The sequence below is a fragment of the Thermococcus sp. genome (genome assembly GCF_027063845.1).
In the GTDB taxonomy this organism is placed as follows: domain Archaea; phylum Methanobacteriota_B; class Thermococci; order Thermococcales; family Thermococcaceae; genus Thermococcus.
Genome location: NZ_JAMOQU010000121.1, coordinates 1 through 15,707, shown reverse-complemented (window position 1 = coordinate 15,707; position 15,707 = coordinate 1). Strand labels below are relative to the sequence as shown.

The following is a 15,707-nucleotide window of genomic DNA, read 5'->3' as shown; positions in this document are numbered from 1 at the left end:
TCATCGTCGATACCACAGCAGGCAGTCCCTTGAGCGTCGGTATCAGCGAGAGGAACATCAGCACTAAAGCTACTGGGATTATCCTGTGCCAGAAGATGTCGTTTATCCTGTCGGTGAGGTCCATCGAGAGCGCCGCTCCTCCACCGACGAGTCCCTCCTTTATCTTGCCCTCCTTCTCAAGCTCGGCCATGTAGCTCCTTAAAGCCTTGACGAGCTCCTTGGCTCCCTCCTCGGTCGGCTCGTAAACCGACTCCACCTGTATCATCACTTTGTCTCCCTTGCTTGAGATGAACCTGTCTCCTCCGAGTGCCTTGACCGCTGACAGCGTCAGGTTGTTCACCGGCTCGCCGTAGGGCCTGGTTGGAGAGTAGACCGCCTTAACTCCCTTCATTTTCTCTATATGAGCCGTTATCTCCTCTATCACCTTAAGGTCTTCGTCCGTTACGCTGTGGCCGAGGTCGATTATGACGTAGTTCGGCGAGGTTATGGCCGCTCCGAGCTTCTCCTGGCTCAGCTGCATGAAGGTGAGTGTTTCGCTTCCCTCAGGCAGGAAGAGGCTCATGTCATGGGTTCCCTCGAAGTTGAAGAACGTGTACGTCGCCGGAACCGCTATCAGGAGGCCTACGAGCAGGACGACCTTGGCGTGGTTGACGACCCACTCGGCTATTCTGCTCCTCTCGTGGACGTCGAGAGTCTCAACGTGCTTTATGTGCCGTGGCCACCAGAATATTTGCTTGTCGCCTATGAGGGCCGTTATTGCGGGGATGAGTGTCAGGCTTGCTAGGAGCACCGCTATGACCGCCAATGGAACGACTATTCCCATCTGCTGGAATATCGGGAACTCCCAGGCCAGGACGAAGCTCGCGAAGGCTATGATGTCCGTGAAGGCACTCGCCAGAACGGCGTCCTTAGCCCTCCCGAGGGCTTCTGCGACGGCCTTCTCATGGTCGTAGCCCTCGGCTATGTACTCCTTGAAGCGGTGGACGTAGTAGGTCGAGTAGTCTATACCGAGGCCGAGGGCGGTCGTTATGGTGAGCATCTGGGCCCAGCTTCCAATGTTGAGGATTCCACCCCTCGCGAGCAGGTACGCTATTCCTAAAGCTGTAAGTGCCGATGTCGCGACGCCAGTGAAGGGCAGGAACGTCGCTAGCAGAGCACCTCCCATGAGGATGAACAGCACGATGAGGGCGCTTATGATGCTCGCTTGGCTTGTCTTCTGGTTATCTCTTTGGCCGTACTCGGTCATCTCGTGCATCTGAATTGGCGTTCCACCGAGGGCTCCAGAGGCCTCTGGGAAGTACTTCCTGAACTCCTCAAGGGCTATCTCCTTGACCTTCGTGGCGTTCTGGGCGCGGTGAAGGTACTCGTCCCTGTCCGGGCCCGGCTTTCCAAAGGGCACGAAGGTTATCAGAATCGTGGTGTTGTCCTCGCTCTTGAGCATGCTGAGATAGGTTCCGGCCTTCTCCCTGATGACGGGCCAGAGCTCCTCCGCGAGGGGCCTGACGTCCTCCCTCGTTATCGCGCTGGGGTTGTCCTTGAAGCGGAAGGCTATATCCGCGAGAAGGGTCTCGTTGAACTTTAGCTCGACTCCGTAGGGGTTGTCCTTCGCGTAGCTCGATATCATCGAGAGGACGGTTTCCTTGACGAGGCTCTCGATTTCCTCATCGCTCAGCGGGTAGTTCTCGACGACGGCCTTCGTGAGGTTCATGAAGACCCCCTTGAACTCCTCAGGGATCGCTGTGGCGTTCATCTGGCTCACCTGCTCCTCCGCGCCCTTGAGGAAGATCTCCTCTGCGACGGTTCTCGGGTCGGCGCCCTCGTAGAGCTCCTTCACTACCTCGGTAATGTCTATGTCAGCACCCTCCGGAACCGTGCCCTCGCTCATGCTCGCGATTACCTCGATGGTCGCGTCTTCAAGCCTTTCGCCGCTTATTATCCCCTCTGGATCCTTCGCGACGACCTCCACGATTTTCTCAGCTATTCTTTCGGCGTTCGGGACGTTCGCGCTCTCAAGCTGCTTGATTATTCCATCCTTAAGGATCTCCTTGGCGAGGTTCTCGATTACCCTCTCGTCCCCGTTGCTCTCGTAGACGGCCTTCAGGACGTTCTCATCCAGCTCAACCCCTGTGTTGCTAAGCATTCCCTCTATGACCTTCAGGGTGGCCTCTTCGAGCACGCTCGCGTTCTTCGAGAGAACCCCCTCCGCAGTTGGGTCGTAGGCCATTACCGTCTGGACGATGACGTGTCCGAGCTGGCCGCCTGTGCCGTTCATCATCTTGGCAATTCCCGCGGTGAGGAGCTTGGCTTCAAGCTCCGGGGTAGGCCCCCTGACAAGGAGGATCCTCAGGATTTCCTCCGGGTTTTCGACGTTTGCGAGAGGATTCTCGGGCGCCTTTGTGATGAACCTAAGGCCTAGCTGAACGGTTGCGTTCTCAACGGCCTCGGGGGCTGGCTCTGGGCCGAGCGAAATCGCGGTCTCAATTATTGATGCAAACGTTTTTGCATCTAGGGTTCCAAAGCCGGGCACGCTCACCGTCTGGTTGCCCTGGGCGATTAGCTGGGGCAGGCTCTGGAGGGCCTGCGATGCTATCTCCGAAACAGTTTTCATCAGCTGGGATTCGTCCATGTTCTGAAGTGCATGCTCGCTTCCGGCCTTTTCGTCGAAGGCCTTAACGCCGAGGTAGAAAGCTGTTCCGTAGGCCTCGACGAGGGGCTTCTGCTCGTCCGTGGTTCCCGCCAGGATTATGGACTCGGTCACGTTCGCCAGGAGGGTGTCAGTTATCCCCGAACTTCCCCTCTGGAGGTAGATTGGGCGTATGGCGCTGAACACAGCGTAGACGAGTTCGGGCGTTGTTCCGGTCTGGGAAGCTATCTCTTGAGCCTCCCCCTGGGTGATGTTGTCCTTGTCGTATGCACCCTTCGAGAGAAGGGCCTTATGAACCGCCACAACCCCCGCGTAAGTCCTGCCGTAAGTGGCGTTCAGGGCGTAGAGACCACCGTTCATTTTCGCCAGAGTCGAGTTGAGGCCCCTGAGCATCTCGCTCGTTGAGGTCAGGTTTTTATGGAGGGCGACGTAGGCAGAATCCGTCTGGTTGAGGGCATTCCGGAGGAGAACGGTCTGGTTCCAGAGGGAGGTTAAGTTGTTCTTGAGTGCGAGGTAACCCTGGGCGGCGCCCACGAGGCTGTTTTTGGTCATCTCCGTCGTGTTTTTGAGGTAGTACGTGAGGTTGAGCACTTGCCCAAAGCCCTTTTCGCTGTTGATTACGGCATCGTAGAGAATGCCCGTGATGTTGGCGGTCATCCTCGTGATGTTGAGGGTCAGCTCGTAGTCCATGTCCCAGAGCATGTCGAGAGCGTCGTAGTAAGATGTTACGTTCGTGGCGTACTTGCCTTCAACGCGGTCCTTAAACGCGTAATAGGCTTTCCTCGCGTTCTCGTCGTTGACGCTGATGTTGGTTATTATCAGGTAGGTCATGTTCTCGTTTTGGGCTCCCGTGAATTCCTCGCTCACGATGTCCTGGACTTTGATGGACTCTATGTTGTGGGACACCATCTGCTCTGTGCTGTAATCGGTCAGCTCACCGATTTTCCCCGCTAAAGGCGCTAGAACCACGATGAGCACGACCCATACAGCGAGCACTGTCTTCGGGTGCTTTGCTATCCAGTCGTTCCACGCCATTACCACCACCTCAAACCTTTTAAGGGGATGAGCGCAACCTCTCTTAAAGAGACATATCCTGCGATATGTTTGAATCAGACATAACCTTATAAGCCTTTCGGGGTGGTGTTATGCCCGAGCGTTCCATGAAGAACATGTTCCTCGCTCCCATCAGGCACCTCATACTCGTCATTGTCGGCTTCAAGGGCGAGGCCCATGGCTATGAAATCCTCAAGGAAATCGAGAAGATAACCTGCGGCACCTGGAAGCCGAGCCACGGCAACATCTACACCATGCTGGGCAAAATGGTCGAGGAAGGCCTCTTGGAGCCGAAGGAAGAGTACCACGGAAAGCGAAAGCTCATCAAGTACACGCTCACCGAAAAGGGCTGGGACTACCTCAGGGAGGCGAACGAGCTTGCCCTCCAGTCCCTCTACATCTCAATCCAGTACCACGAGGCGCTGAGAAAAAAGCTGGAGGAGCTCGGCTACGGGCGGGAGCTCGCCAGGGAAGCTATATTGGAGTACCTTAAAGTTCTCGACAGGGTCTGCGATATACTGGACGCCAAGAGAAGGGCCCTCCGGGAGATGCTTGATGAGAAGGGGGAGAGCAAGGAAGGGAAAAAGGAAGGGTGAGCTCAGAGGAACGGGTTCCTGAACTTCCTGCCAGGATATATTGCCACTCCTTCAAGCTCCTCCTCTATCCTTATCAGCTGGTTGTACTTGGCGTTCCTGTCGCTCCTGGCCGGAGCGCCGGTCTTTATCTGGCCGGCGTTGAGGGCGACGGCTATGTCGGCTATAGTGCTGTCCTCGGTCTCTCCGCTCCTGTGGGAGACAACGACTCCATAGCCGGCCCTAAAGGCGGTGTAAGCTGCGTCTATCGCCTCACTGAGCGTTCCAATCTGGTTGACCTTGAGGAGGAGCGCGTTTGCCGCGCCGAGCTCGATGCCCTTCCTTATCCTCTTCGGGTTGGTGACGAAGAGGTCGTCGCCGACTATCTGAACCTTCCTGCCGAGCTCCTTGGTTATCTCGACGAAGCCCTCCCAGTCCTCCTCGTGGAACGGGTCCTCAATCGAGACTATCGGATACTTGCTCACGAGTTCCTTGTAGAGCTCAAGGAGCTCTCCGCGGTCGTACTCCTTTCCACCAACGACGTACTTGCCGAGCTTTTCGTCGTAGAACTCGCTCGAGGCGGCGTCGAGAGCAAAGGCAATCTCGTCTCCCGGCTTGTAGCCCGTCTCCTCGATGGCCTTTATGAGCACGTCGAGGGGCTCTGTAACTTCCTTCATCGGCGGGGCGAATCCACCTTCATCGCCGACGTTGACGGCGTTCTTGCCGTACTTCTCGGCTATGACTTTCTTGAGGGTGTGGTAGGTCTCTGAGACCCACATTATTCCCTCGCGGAAGCTCTTAGCCCCAACGGGCATTATCATGAACTCCTGGAAGTCCAGCTCGTTGCCAGCATGCACACCCCCGTTGATGACGTTGCTCATCGGAACCGGCATGACGTAGGCGTTTGTTCCGCCGATGTACTGGTAGAGGGGCAACCCGAGGGCGTTCGCGGCGGCCTTGGCAACCGCGAGAGAAACGCCGAGGATTGCGTTTGCTCCAAGGTTGCTCTTGTTCTCGGTGCCATCGAGCTCAATCATGAGCATGTCGATGTCCCTCTGCCAGGTGACGTCCATTCCAATGATTTCTGGTGCTATAATCTTGTTAACGTTCTCAACCGCCCTTCTGACGCCCTTGCCGTGGAAGCGCTTTCCGCCGTCGCGGAGCTCGACCGCCTCGTGAGTGCCCGTTGAGGCACCGCTTGGAACCGCGGCACGTCCCATGCTGACAGGGGTGTAAACCTCGACCTCAACGGTTGGGTTTCCCCTGCTGTCGAGGATTTCCCTCGCTATAACCGCCGTAATCTCGAACGGGTTCTCCATGCTAATCACCTCGGGTGATATTTTTCCTTCTCCCAAATATAAAGTTGGCGATGGGCTTTTAAACTGCCCCGTTGAGGCCGGAACATGGACTGGAAGAGGAAGCTCAGGGAGGAGGGCTACATCGAGCTCGACGGCCTCAGAATCGAGCTGAGCCTCGACAACACCTTCATGGACATCGACTACATTCCGAGGATTCTCGTCTACTCCGAGGAAACCGGGCGCTGGCACGTCCTCAGGAACCCCATTCCCAAGGGCAGGACGCTGGAGGAGAACTGGGACAACGCGGTTAAGGTTCTTGAGGCCATAGCCAGGGGAGAGGTCAAACCTGACCTCGGGGAGCCCCGGGTGGAAAATCAGCTGGTTTCCGTACTGAGAAAGCTGGATGCGCTTTGAAAATTCTCCATGCTTCAGGTTTTTCTCCAAACGGGGGAGAGAAAACGCTAAATAGTCCTTTAAGCTACCTGCTTTCAGGTGGTTGTCATGAACGCCCGTGAGATTGCACGCTACATAGACCATACCAACCTCAAGCCCTACGCTACAAGGGAGGACATCATAAGGCTCTGCGATGAGGCGATTCAGTACGGCTTCTACGCCGTCTGCGTTAACCCCTACCGCGTCAAGCTCGCCAAGGACTACCTGAGCGAGAAGAAGGCCGACGTCAAGGTCGCGAGCGTCATAGGCTTTCCCCTCGGCGCGACGCTGACAGAGGTTAAGGTCTTTGAGGCGAGGAAAGCCCTTGAGGACGGTGCCGACGAGCTCGACATGGTCATCAACATAGGCGCCCTCAAGGATAAGGACTACGACTACGTGAAGAGGGACATAGAGGAGGTCGTCAAGGTAGCCCACGAGAGAGGGGCAAAGGTCAAGGTCATAATCGAGACCTGCTACCTCACCGAGGAGGAGAAGGTCAAGGCCTGCGAGCTGGCCAAAGAGGCCGGAGCGGACTTCGTGAAGACTTCCACTGGCTTCGGAACCGGTGGGGCGACGGTTGAGGACGTCAGGCTGATGAGAAAGGTAGTTGGTGAGGAGATGGGCGTTAAAGCGGCCGGCGGAATCAGAACCTACGAGCAGGCTTTAGCTATGATTGAGGCTGGGGCCAACAGGATTGGCACGTCGAGCGGTGTAAAAATCGTGGAAGGTGCCCCGAAATGAACGAGCTCAGGGAAGTCGTCCTGAGGGCGATTGAGGAGCTTAAGAACGATGGCATGAACCCTGACGTCATGCTTGCGGGGCCGGGATTTATCGAGCACTCCAAGGATTTCCTCACGGGTCTCGGGCTTAAGATTTACCGCATAGAAGAGCTTGGCTACGATGCGGTCATAGCTGACTCGGCCTACCTTGGTCAGATTAAGAAGGCCTCGCGCAGGATTTCGGTTGAACCTTTTCTCGAAGAAAAGAATGTCTGGGAAGAAATAGAGAAGCTCGACGTTTAAAGCAGGCTCTCGATTTCTGGATACCTTTTCTTTATTGCGTTTGCCAGCCCCGTGCCGACGATTATTCCAGTAACCGCCTGTACAAGGTTCCCGGGGAGCTCGGAGTACGCTGCGGCAAAACCGAAGGCGTAGTACTCGAAGACGAAGTAGCCTGAGACCATCAGGATTCCGCCTATCGTCCCTGCTACTATGAGGCCGGCTGTCCCCTCGAGCTTCTGGGATATGTAGCCAACGGCAAGACCCTCAATACCCTTGATAATCAGTGTTATCGGTGCCCAGCCCGGATAGCCTGATAGGACATCTCCAAGCGCCGAGCCGACGCCTCCAGCAAAGGCCCCTATAACGGGTCCGAAGAGCATTGCTACGAACATTACCATCGTGTCACCGAAGTTTAAGTAGCCGTTCGTTGCCGGCACGGGTATGTTCACCACCTTCGTGGCGACGGCAACGAGGGCCGTTGAAATTCCTGCAACTGCAACAACGTTGACGCTCCTGAACTTCTCGCGGTTGAGCCAAATGTAGAGTCCGAAGAGGCCTATTGCAACCGCGAAGGCGTAGGGCGCGTACCTTGAGAGTTCAACGAGTGCCTCGTCCATTCAACCACCGGAATAGAAAAGGGGGAAGGGGTTAAAAACTTCACCTGAGGGCGGCCTTGAGGGCGTCCTCGAATATCTCCATCGCGACGTCTATCTCTTCCTTGGTGACGATGAGCGGTGGGATGAAGCGTATGCTGTTGTCGCCGCAGCCGAGCAGGACGAGTCCGCGCTTCGCCGCCTCTCCGACAATCCTGTCCCTGAGCTCGGGGTACTTCTCCTTGGTGTCCTTGCTCTTGACAATCTCGACGGCCTGCGCGAGACCGAGACCGCGAGCGTCTCCTATGACCTCGTAGTTCTCCTTGAGCTCCTCGAGTATCTTGTGGAGGTAGTCGCCGACCTCCTGGACGTGCGGAAGGAGCTCCTTGACAATCTCGACGACCTCTATTCCAGCGGCTATGGCAACGGGGTTGCCACCGAAGGTTGTCGCGTGCCTTCCGGGCTTGTCGAAGCTTATCTCCTTCCTGTGGACGACACCCGCTAACGGAAGTCCTCCGCCGATGGCCTTACCGAACTGGATGAGGTCGGGCTCGACTCCGAAGTGCTCGATGGCCCAGAACTTGCCAGTCCTGCCTATTCCCATCTGAACCTCGTCGTCAGCTAAGAGGATTCCGTACTCGTCGGCGAACTTCTTGAGCTCCTTGAAGAAGTTCTTCGGCGGAACGACGTAGCCACCCTCACCCTGTATCGGCTCGAAGAATATCGCACCGACCTCGTGGGGCGGGACGTGCCTGAAGACGTACTCCTCGATGAAGTCGAGGACGCGGTTTATGAGCTCGTCGGGCTCGTCGTAGCCGTCGATTCCCCAGGTGTTCCTGTAGGGATTCGGGTAGGGTATGTGAGTAACGCCTGGCATGGTCGGGAAGAAGCCGTCCTGCTGGACCCACTTGCTGGCGGTAAGGCTCAGAACGGCCTGGGTCCTTCCGTGGAAGGCGTGGTAAAACGCCAGGAACTGCTTCCTTCCGGTCCCGTACTTGACGAGCTTCATAGCGGCCTCGTTGGCCTCGGCACCGCTGTTGCTGTAAACGACCTTCTTCTCGAAATCTCCAGGAGCGAGCTCGATGAGCTTCTCTGCCAGAACGACGGCGTTCTCGTAGAAGAAGTCGGTGAGCGAGTAGTGGGTGAACTTCTCGGCCTGCTTCTTTATCGCCTCGACGACGCGCGGGTGGGCGTGGCCGACGTTTATGACACCAACACCGCTCGCGAAGTCGTAGAAGACGTTTCCGTCAACGTCGTAAACCCTTATTCCCTCACCGCGCTCGATGACTATCGGGAGGTTCTCGGGGTCCTGGGTTGTGGTTGCGAGGTACTTGAAGTTCCTCTCGATTATCTCCTTGGCCTTCGGCCCGGGGAGCTCCTTAACGTTCGGTCTAACCACCATGTCCATCACCGGGCGAAGCTCGACGTTCGACTATATAACTCTATGCTCAAGGATGAACATCTTTGACCGAAAGTTTTTCGGGAACTTGAGGGGAAGGCTGAACTCTGGAAGTCCTGGATGGCGGAAAACGGCAAACTTAATAAACTCGGAGAAGTGTGTTACTTCGGTGATTACGTGGTGAAAAGAAAGAATCAAAAGCGCTTCGACTGTAAGGAGTTCAGCAGAATCTTTCTGGTCCTACTGTTCGTGAACTTTTTCATGTTCACCGTCGTTGAGTCACTCCTTAGGGGAGATGGCCTGGTTGAAGGTCTCTGGCTGTTTTTGAAGCTCCTGCCCTGGGGAATTTTGATAGTCTTCCTCGTTGCCCTGACACTGGATAAGAGTCTTCTCTTCGAGGACGACGAGGATAGTGAAGTGGAGGTGTGGGAATGAGAGTTACTCCCGAGGACTTTGGAGAGAGGCATGAAGAGGTTCCGTTTCGAGAGGTCAACGGTGGAAAAATCTACCGTTTCTTGCTCTCCGTAACCGTTGCAGTAATTGTAGGCTTTGCGTTCTCCTCCCTGCTTGACGAAAAAATTGGGGCACTTCTTTTCGTTCAGGCTCTTCTTGCGGGTGTTGGTGCGGTAACAAGAGAGTCCCATCTGCCGAGAGAACCATACATCATCGGCGATTCCAACGAAATCGTTTACCTGACGAAGGAAGAGCTAAAGAAGAGAACGGAGGGCTAATCACTCCCCGTTCTTCTCTCCCCACTTCTCAAGGAACTCCTTGGCGGAATTTGCCGCTATCGCTCCCTGGCCGACCGCGACCGCTATCTGCTTGAAGACGTTGGTTATGTCGCCGGCCGCGAAGATGCCCGGAACCTTGGTGCGCATGTACATGTCAACCGGGATGTAGCCGTAGTCGTCGGTTATGCCGAGGTGCTTGACGAAGTCGGTCTTCGGTTCGTAGCCGATGAAGATGAAGACTCCGTCGACCTTCATCTCCTTCTCCTCGCCGGTCTTGACGTTTCTGAGTTTTACCGCCTCGACCTTGTCCTTTCCGATTATCTCGGTGACGACTGTGTCGAGTATCGCAGGGATTCCGCTCTCCTTGAAGCGGTCCTGGAGTATCTTGTCGGCCCTGAACTTGTCGCGCCTGTGGACGAGCGTTACATCAACGCCTATGCTCTTGAGGTAGAGGGCCTCCTGAAGAGCAGTGTTTCCACCGCCGACGACGACCACCTTCTTGCCTTTGAAGAGCGGGCCGTCGCACGTTGCACAGTATGAGACTCCCCTTCCGGTAAACTCCTCCTCGCCCGGAACCTTGAGCTTCCTCGGCGAGGCTCCGACCGCTATGATTATCGTCTTCCCGCGGTATTTCTTGCCGTTTTTGGTCTTCACGGTGAACTTGCACGGGCCCTCGTAGTAGGCGCATTCGGCGGGGTCAATCCTCTCGACTTCGTCGAAGACCACCTCAACGCCGAGCCTCTTGACCTGCTCGTGCATCCTGTTGGTCAGCTCCGAACCGCTTATTCCCTCGGGGAAGCCTGGGTAGTTCTCTATGAGGTCGGTCAATGCCATGTTTCCGCCGAGGTCCTTGCTGATAATCAGCGTTTCAAGGCCGAAGCGCTTGGCGTATATCGCCGCCGTAAAGCCCGCTGGGCCAGCTCCGATGATGAGGACGTCCCAGAGCTTCTTTTCGTACTCGCCACCGCGTGAGAATCCTCCAAGGCTGAACATCTCTCCCACCTCCGCGCTTTCCTAACGTGGGTTACTTAAAAGCCTTGTTGCACAAAAATGGGTAAAATTAAACCAGCTTGACCGAGCGGTCAAGGAGCAGGTGAAGGGTGTAGCCGAGGAAAGCGGAGAGCCCCGCGTAGAGGCCGACGCCGGTTCCCATCTTCAGGCCGTAGTTCACGAGGACGAAGGCCAGTCCGCCGTATATTGCCGCAAATAGGAACGAGTGGACGATTCCCCTGTGCCTGGGCATAATCCACGTGAAGCCGTACCACGCGACGAGACCTGCTAAGGCACCGGCAACCCACGAGACAACGGGGTCGAGCCACACCGGGTTCATGTGCACGAACCCCCCCGCCCATAGGAAGACGGCGCTTCCAGCGGCGACGCTGACTATTGGCTTTGAGCCCCTGTGAATCAGCGCGTCCGGGTGGTCCATGTCAGGCAAATCACTTCCAAGGACGTAGAACGCGTATCCAAGGATTAGCGCCGTTGATGTTAACTCAACCGGTAGCTTGGCATAGACTTTCAGGAGCTCGCCGATGAGCACCGCTATTGGGTAGGTTACTATCCCGCTGAGCACGTGGGTATCGTAGTTCGGCAACTCACTCACCCTTCAGCTTCTCCGCCTGCCCCTCCTCTAAAAACTTTCTGACGTAGTCCGGAACCTTGTAGTTGCCCTTCGGGTCGCCGACGAGGAAGCCTAGCCTTATGAGCTCATTAAGGCTCTCATAAACCTGCATCCCCGGTTTCTTAACGACCTTGGCGACCTGTATGTAGCTTACGGGCCCTCCGTTGAACTCGAAAACTATAGCCTCGACCAAATCTTTGTACTCCTTTGGAATCCTCGTGAGGTACTCCTCAAGGCTCTTCGGTTCTTCGAGAATCGTCGTCACAACGTAGTCGTCAATCGGGTCGAACTTGTGCTTGGCAGACTCGCTGAGGACGTAGTGGAGGAGTCTCAAAATCTGCCTCGGGTTGCCCTTCCCGAGCTGGTGGATTAGCCTTATCGCCTCCTCCGTGAAGGGATACAGCGGGTCGTCGGTGTCCCTTATCCTGACGCGGTTGAGCCTCTTTTTCACGAGCTCGAATGTCTCGTCGAGGCTCATCGGGCGGAGCTTGAACTCGTAGTGGAGGCGCATGAAGAAGGCAGGGAATATCTTCGTGTACTCCTCATAAGCTTCAGGAACGCAGGCGAAGGCAACGATACAGCCCTTCGGCATCGTGCTTATGAAGTGCCTCAGCATCTCGAAGAACTGAATCTTCTCGTGCTCCCTCGCGCTCTGCATGTTCTCCAGCTCGTCCAGGAGGAGCGCGCAGTAGGGATACTTGCTCATCTGCTCGACGAGGAGCTCTGCTATGTCCCTGCTCTTGTACTCCTTCGAGTCGCTGAGCATCTTCTCAAGCCTGTCGATGAAGCCGAGCTTTCTTGATAGGTTTTCGAGAAATATGTTCGTCCTGCTCTTGGGGGGCTTCAGCGCGTAGAAGATGTCGCGCGTGAGCTTGAGGATGTCGTTGGTATCGACTTTGACGTATATGGCCTTGCCCTTGTTCTCTTCTATGGCCTTCGCGAGCGTTTTGAGCCTCTGGGTTTTGCCCATTCCCAGGGGCCCGACAATACTGAGCGCTATCGAGCTTTTGTTGCCGATTACCTCTGAGACTATCATCTGCAGGCGCATGTCCACCTCCTGATAAACATGAATGCTCTCGACGTCGCTTATCCCCTCGCTGGCAAGCTGTTCGAAGGGATTGGCCGAGAGACCGTAGACCTCGTATGACTGGTAAAGCTTAAGACCCTCCATTTCACCCACCGAATGTTTTAAGGCCTTTCAATATAAAAACCTGTTCATCGGTGAGCGGAAATGATTCTCCTCGTAACGGCACCGCCCGGGCGGGAGGGCGACGCGATACTCGAACTTGAGTGGGCGCTCGGAAGGGTGAGGGTTAAAGGAACGGACTGGCGGGGCGTCCTCCTCGCTGAAACCCCCCTGCCAAAGGAAGGGGCCCTCGAACGGTTGAGGAACTTCGAGACGCAGGCGATACAGAGGGTGGTTCCCCTCGAAAGGCTCGTTCCTGCTAAGTGGGAGGAAATAGCGAAGGCCGTCCTCGAGCTTGGAAAAGCGATAGACGGAACCTTCGCCGTCCGCTCTAAGGTTCGCGGGAATAAACGGCTTTCCCAGCGGGAGCTCGAAATCAAACTCGGCTCGCTCCTCGTCGAGCGTTACAACCTGAAGGTCAACCTGAGCGAGCCCGATTACACCGTCCTCGTCGAGGTTCTCGGTAAAAAGGCTGGAATCGGCCTCGTCCGGAATGGCGAGGTTCTTCGCTTCGAGGTGAAGGAATAAATAGGTTGGGCGCCAACTAATCACATGCTCCGGAAGGTTGCCTACCTGACCCTTGTGCTGGCCCTCATTCTCCCGCTGTTGCTAATCTTCAAGCCAGGTCTGAGGTTTGAGACCGTTGAGACGGCCTCGGGTGAGGTTGTGCCTCTTCCAGAGCCCCGTTTGAGGGGTGAGATGAGCGTTGAGGAGGCGATAGCGAAGAGGCGGAGCGTCCGCTCCTACCGTGATGAGTCCCTAACCCTTGAAGAGCTCTCTCAGCTCCTCTGGTCTGCTCAGGGAATAACGAGTTCAAACGGCTACCGCTCGGCCCCGAGTGCGGGCGCTACTTATCCCTTCGAGGTCTACGTCGTCGTTGGTAATGTTGAGGGCCTTGAACTCGGAATTTACCGTTACATCCCCGGGAAACACGCACTTGAGCTGGTAAAGTCCGGCGACTACAGGATAGAGCTCCAGAGGGCCTGCCTCGACCAGGAGTGGGTCGGTAGTGCTCCCGTTGACATTGTTCTCGTCGCTTTCTATGAGAGGACAACTGAAGTCTACGGTGAGAGGGGAATCCGGTACGTTCACATGGAGGCCGGCCACATCGGCCAGAACGTCTACCTCCAGGCAACCGCCCTCGGCCTCGGAACGGTCGCGGTTGGGGCTTTCCATGACGATGAGGTTGCCTCGCTCCTTGGAACTGAAGGTGCTCCGCTCTACGTCTTTCCGGTGGGGAGACATGATTGACCACAACACGCTCGGCTATCTCAGCTTCGCCCTCATGTCTCTGACCCTCGTTACCGGCGCCCTCTACTTTCTCTCGCCGAGGTGGAAACGTGTCTTTCTTTACGTTCACGTTATCCTTGGTCTTCTCGCCTACATCGCAATGTTCTTGGCGATATGGCTCGTTCGCTGACAAAAGCTTATTAGGCCCGCCGACAAATTATTCCGGGGGTTGGAATGCTGAACGTCGAGGAAATCATTGAGAGGCTCCAGAAACTGAGCTACGAGGAGGCTTTGGCCTACTGGATAGCGAGTGAGGGGGAGGAGGCCGAGTTCTACAGGAAACTGGCCGAGAGGGCGAAGAACCTTGGCCTCCCCGAGAGCCTCGTGGAGACTTTCCTTAAGCTCAGCAGAGACTCGGAGAAGCACGCGCAGGAACTCACCAGGCAGTTCAGGGCTTCTTTTGGTCGGGAGCCGTTGACGAAGCTACCTCCCATTGAAGTTCTTCCTGTTCTTGACCGCTTCGAGAGGGCAGACCAGGTCAGAGAAGTTCTCGAAGCCGCGATGGAGAGCGAGCTTATAGCGATGAACGCCTACAAGGCTCTTGCGGAGAAAGTTGAAGACGAGCGTTTGAGGGAGCTCTACCTCACGCTCGCCGAGGTTGAAAAAGGCCACTACGAGGCCCTGAAGAGGGAATACGAACGGTTGGGTGATTGACATGGTGGTTGAGGTTCTGGAGGAAATTAAGAAGCTCAACGAGCGCGAACTGCTCAGCTACTGGATTAGGGGCGAATACGAGGAGGCTGAGACCTACCTGAAGCTGGCCGAGAGGGCAAAAGAGCTCGGCCTTCCCAAGGAAGTCTATGAGACCTTTGAAAGGCTCGGCAAGGAGTCCAAGGGACACGGTGATGAGCTCTACAAGATTTATCGCCAGAAGTACGGGGAAGAACTCGCCGAAGTGAACGTTCCGAGCGTTGAAGGAACCCACGTTCTCGGCAAGTTCTGGAAGGTCGAGGACCTTGAGGACGTTCTCATTAACGCCATGGAGGCTGAAAAGCTCGCCGAGACGATTTATCGGAAGTTGGCGGAGGAAACCGATAACGAGGAGCTCAGAAAGGTCTACCTCTACCTTGCGGACGTTGAGAAGGGTCATTACTCGGCATTAAAGGCCCTATACGAGTGGAGAAAAAAGAAGGGGCTACTTTGACCCCTTTTTCTCGGCTTTGGCCTTTTCCTTGGCCTTCTTCTGCTCCTCAAGCTTCTTCTTGATTTCCTCGACCTTCTCCGGCTTGAGGGGGATGAACCTCTCGTCGTGGTTGTCGTAGCTCGCCACCAGAAAGTCCTTGCTCAGCTTTAAGGCTCCGGTAGGACAGACGTCAACACACTGTCCGCAGTAGATACAGCGGGCCGTCCAGAGGGCGACCTTCCTTATCTCAGGGAGACAGACGAAGACTCCAGCAGGGCAGACGTTGTAGCACATCCTGCAGCCGACGCATTTGTCGACGTCGTACGTTATCATTCCCCTGAAGTCCTCCGGAACCGGCACTGGCTCCGTCTTCGGAAAGAGGTTGGTCGCTGGCTTTTTGGTTAAGTTCTTGAGCACCGTTGGGACGAGTATCGGCGCCTTCACATTATCACCTCCATCGCGAGGAGGAGCGAGCCGACGAGCGAGGCTAAGAAGACGTTCTTCCACAGGAAGTCAACGGCCTGCGTTACCTTCAGCCTTCCTGTCACGGCCCTGAAGACGCTTCCGACGATGAAGAGCAGGATGAAGACCTTGAGCGTGTGGAAGAGTAGGTTGACGACGTCCGCTGAGAGACCAGTCAGGCCAAAATATCCCGCTATTCCCCAGGGGAAGAATATAGCCACGACGAGGGAAGCCGCTATAAAGGTCTTGAGGGCCTTCGTCAGCTTGAGCAGTGCCAGATACCTCCCGCTGTACTCGACGAG

At 55.9% G+C, this 15,707-nt stretch carries 20 protein-coding genes; 11 read left to right on the top strand and 9 right to left on the bottom strand.

Going from position 1 to position 15,707, the window contains the following annotated elements; all coding sequences use genetic code 11:
• The coding region (locus MVO87_RS10110; RefSeq protein WP_297553046.1) for an MMPL family transporter at positions 1 to 3,679 on the bottom strand (3,679 nt) is incomplete at its 3' end.
• A 110-nt stretch (positions 3,680 to 3,789) separates the two neighbouring features.
• Between MVO87_RS10110 and MVO87_RS10105 the strand changes: the two genes are divergently transcribed.
• Positions 3,790 to 4,293 carry a PadR family transcriptional regulator gene (locus tag MVO87_RS10105; RefSeq protein ID WP_297514108.1) on the top strand — a complete coding sequence of 168 codons (504 nt, stop codon included), beginning with the start codon at positions 3,790 to 3,792 and terminating at the stop codon, positions 4,291 to 4,293.
• 2 nt (positions 4,294 to 4,295) lie between these two features.
• Here the strand turns inward: MVO87_RS10105 and eno are convergent, their stop codons facing one another.
• Positions 4,296 to 5,588, bottom strand: a complete 1,293-nt coding sequence (gene eno / locus MVO87_RS10100; protein WP_297514110.1) for a phosphopyruvate hydratase — start codon at positions 5,586 to 5,588, stop codon at positions 4,296 to 4,298.
• Positions 5,589 to 5,672: 84 nt separating this feature from the next.
• Here eno and MVO87_RS10095 point away from each other — a divergent pair, with 84 nt between their 5' ends.
• The 3 genes from MVO87_RS10095 (at position 5,673) to MVO87_RS10085 (ending at position 7,021) form a co-directional block, all read left to right on the top strand.
• Positions 5,673 to 5,981, top strand: coding sequence for a hypothetical protein (locus MVO87_RS10095; RefSeq protein WP_297514113.1), 309 nt, complete (start codon positions 5,673 to 5,675; stop codon positions 5,979 to 5,981).
• A gap of 87 nt (positions 5,982 to 6,068) precedes the next feature.
• Positions 6,069 to 6,740: a deoxyribose-phosphate aldolase gene (deoC, locus tag MVO87_RS10090; RefSeq protein WP_297514128.1), complete on the top strand. Its 672-nt coding sequence runs from the start codon at positions 6,069 to 6,071 to the stop codon at positions 6,738 to 6,740.
• Positions 6,737 to 7,021: a family 4B encapsulin nanocompartment shell protein gene (locus MVO87_RS10085; protein ID WP_297514116.1), complete on the top strand. Its 285-nt coding sequence runs from the start codon at positions 6,737 to 6,739 to the stop codon at positions 7,019 to 7,021. The genes deoC and MVO87_RS10085 overlap by 4 nt, the downstream gene beginning before the upstream one ends.
• On the opposite strand, the gene MVO87_RS10080 is transcribed toward MVO87_RS10085, so the two are convergent.
• Entirely contained in the window at positions 7,018 to 7,617 is a 600-nt protein-coding gene (locus MVO87_RS10080; protein WP_297514119.1) for an ECF transporter S component, read from the bottom strand. The genes MVO87_RS10085 and MVO87_RS10080 overlap by 4 nt on opposite strands.
• A gap of 40 nt (positions 7,618 to 7,657) precedes the next feature.
• Complete coding sequence (locus MVO87_RS10075; RefSeq protein WP_297553044.1) at positions 7,658 to 8,995, bottom strand: ornithine aminotransferase; 1,338 nt, start codon at positions 8,993 to 8,995, stop codon at positions 7,658 to 7,660.
• 174 nt (positions 8,996 to 9,169) lie between these two features.
• On the opposite strand from MVO87_RS10075, the gene MVO87_RS10070 reads away from it, so the two are divergent.
• Together MVO87_RS10070 and MVO87_RS10065 are read left to right on the top strand one after the other, a co-directional pair.
• Positions 9,170 to 9,427, top strand: coding sequence for a hypothetical protein (locus tag MVO87_RS10070; protein ID WP_297512036.1), 258 nt, complete (start codon positions 9,170 to 9,172; stop codon positions 9,425 to 9,427).
• On the top strand, positions 9,424 to 9,723 hold the full coding sequence (locus MVO87_RS10065; protein WP_297512033.1) for a hypothetical protein: 300 nt from the start codon (positions 9,424 to 9,426) through the stop codon (positions 9,721 to 9,723). The genes MVO87_RS10070 and MVO87_RS10065 overlap by 4 nt, the downstream gene beginning before the upstream one ends.
• On the opposite strand, the gene trxB is transcribed toward MVO87_RS10065, so the two are convergent.
• The 3 genes from trxB to MVO87_RS10050 form a co-directional block, all read right to left on the bottom strand.
• A complete protein-coding gene (trxB, locus tag MVO87_RS10060; protein WP_297512044.1) occupies positions 9,724 to 10,716 on the bottom strand; it encodes a thioredoxin-disulfide reductase in 993 nt (330 codons plus the stop codon).
• A gap of 67 nt (positions 10,717 to 10,783) precedes the next feature.
• A complete protein-coding gene (locus MVO87_RS10055) occupies positions 10,784 to 11,317 on the bottom strand; it encodes a metal-dependent hydrolase (protein ID WP_297553042.1) in 534 nt (177 codons plus the stop codon).
• A gap of 1 nt (position 11,318) precedes the next feature.
• The gene (locus tag MVO87_RS10050; protein ID WP_297512039.1) at positions 11,319 to 12,515 is read right to left on the bottom strand and encodes an ATP-binding protein; all 1,197 of its coding nucleotides are present in this window, start codon (positions 12,513 to 12,515) and stop codon (positions 11,319 to 11,321) included.
• Between the two features lie 60 nt (positions 12,516 to 12,575).
• Here MVO87_RS10050 and MVO87_RS10045 point away from each other — a divergent pair, with 60 nt between their 5' ends.
• The 5 genes from MVO87_RS10045 to MVO87_RS10025 are packed head-to-tail and all read left to right on the top strand — an operon-like array spanning position 12,576 to position 14,964.
• Positions 12,576 to 13,058, top strand: a complete 483-nt coding sequence (locus MVO87_RS10045) for a THUMP domain-containing protein (protein WP_297512357.1) — start codon at positions 12,576 to 12,578, stop codon at positions 13,056 to 13,058.
• A gap of 24 nt (positions 13,059 to 13,082) precedes the next feature.
• Positions 13,083 to 13,781, top strand: coding sequence for a SagB/ThcOx family dehydrogenase (locus MVO87_RS10040; protein WP_297512360.1), 699 nt, complete (start codon positions 13,083 to 13,085; stop codon positions 13,779 to 13,781).
• Positions 13,774 to 13,950, top strand: coding sequence for a hypothetical protein (locus MVO87_RS10035; protein WP_297512363.1), 177 nt, complete (start codon positions 13,774 to 13,776; stop codon positions 13,948 to 13,950). The genes MVO87_RS10040 and MVO87_RS10035 overlap by 8 nt, the downstream gene beginning before the upstream one ends.
• A 44-nt stretch (positions 13,951 to 13,994) precedes the next feature.
• The gene (locus tag MVO87_RS10030; RefSeq protein ID WP_297512366.1) at positions 13,995 to 14,474 is read left to right on the top strand and encodes a ferritin-like domain-containing protein; all 480 of its coding nucleotides are present in this window, start codon (positions 13,995 to 13,997) and stop codon (positions 14,472 to 14,474) included.
• Position 14,475: 1 nt separating this feature from the next.
• A complete protein-coding gene (locus MVO87_RS10025) occupies positions 14,476 to 14,964 on the top strand; it encodes a ferritin-like domain-containing protein (protein ID WP_297512369.1) in 489 nt (162 codons plus the stop codon).
• On the opposite strand, the gene MVO87_RS10020 is transcribed toward MVO87_RS10025, so the two are convergent.
• Together MVO87_RS10020 and MVO87_RS10015 are read right to left on the bottom strand one after the other, a co-directional pair.
• A complete protein-coding gene (locus MVO87_RS10020) occupies positions 14,956 to 15,387 on the bottom strand; it encodes a 4Fe-4S binding protein (RefSeq protein ID WP_297512372.1) in 432 nt (143 codons plus the stop codon). The genes MVO87_RS10025 and MVO87_RS10020 overlap by 9 nt on opposite strands.
• Positions 15,384 to 15,707: NADH-quinone oxidoreductase subunit H (locus MVO87_RS10015; protein WP_297553040.1), on the bottom strand; the 324-nt coding region annotated here is incomplete at its 5' end. The genes MVO87_RS10015 and MVO87_RS10020, both read right to left, overlap by 4 nt.

Coding starts and splice junctions, on each gene's coding strand:
- MVO87_RS10105 (WP_297514108.1), top strand. CDS start 3,790: ATGCCCGAGCGTTCCATGAAGAACATGTTCCTCGCTCCCATCAGGCAC.
- eno (WP_297514110.1), bottom strand. CDS start 5,588: ATGGAGAACCCGTTCGAGATTACGGCGGTTATAGCGAGGGAAATCCTC.
- MVO87_RS10035 (WP_297512363.1), top strand. CDS start 13,774: ATGATTGACCACAACACGCTCGGCTATCTCAGCTTCGCCCTCATGTCT.
- MVO87_RS10075 (WP_297553044.1), bottom strand. CDS start 8,995: ATGGTGGTTAGACCGAACGTTAAGGAGCTCCCCGGGCCGAAGGCCAAG.
- MVO87_RS10045 (WP_297512357.1), top strand. CDS start 12,576: ATGATTCTCCTCGTAACGGCACCGCCCGGGCGGGAGGGCGACGCGATA.
- trxB (WP_297512044.1), bottom strand. CDS start 10,716: ATGTTCAGCCTTGGAGGATTCTCACGCGGTGGCGAGTACGAAAAGAAG.
- deoC (WP_297514128.1), top strand. CDS start 6,069: ATGAACGCCCGTGAGATTGCACGCTACATAGACCATACCAACCTCAAG.
- MVO87_RS10030 (WP_297512366.1), top strand. CDS start 13,995: ATGCTGAACGTCGAGGAAATCATTGAGAGGCTCCAGAAACTGAGCTAC.
- MVO87_RS10080 (WP_297514119.1), bottom strand. CDS start 7,617: ATGGACGAGGCACTCGTTGAACTCTCAAGGTACGCGCCCTACGCCTTC.
- MVO87_RS10065 (WP_297512033.1), top strand. CDS start 9,424: ATGAGAGTTACTCCCGAGGACTTTGGAGAGAGGCATGAAGAGGTTCCG.
- MVO87_RS10095 (WP_297514113.1), top strand. CDS start 5,673: ATGGACTGGAAGAGGAAGCTCAGGGAGGAGGGCTACATCGAGCTCGAC.
- MVO87_RS10040 (WP_297512360.1), top strand. CDS start 13,083: ATGCTCCGGAAGGTTGCCTACCTGACCCTTGTGCTGGCCCTCATTCTC.
- MVO87_RS10085 (WP_297514116.1), top strand. CDS start 6,737: ATGAACGAGCTCAGGGAAGTCGTCCTGAGGGCGATTGAGGAGCTTAAG.
- MVO87_RS10050 (WP_297512039.1), bottom strand. CDS start 12,515: ATGGAGGGTCTTAAGCTTTACCAGTCATACGAGGTCTACGGTCTCTCG.
- MVO87_RS10025 (WP_297512369.1), top strand. CDS start 14,476: ATGGTGGTTGAGGTTCTGGAGGAAATTAAGAAGCTCAACGAGCGCGAA.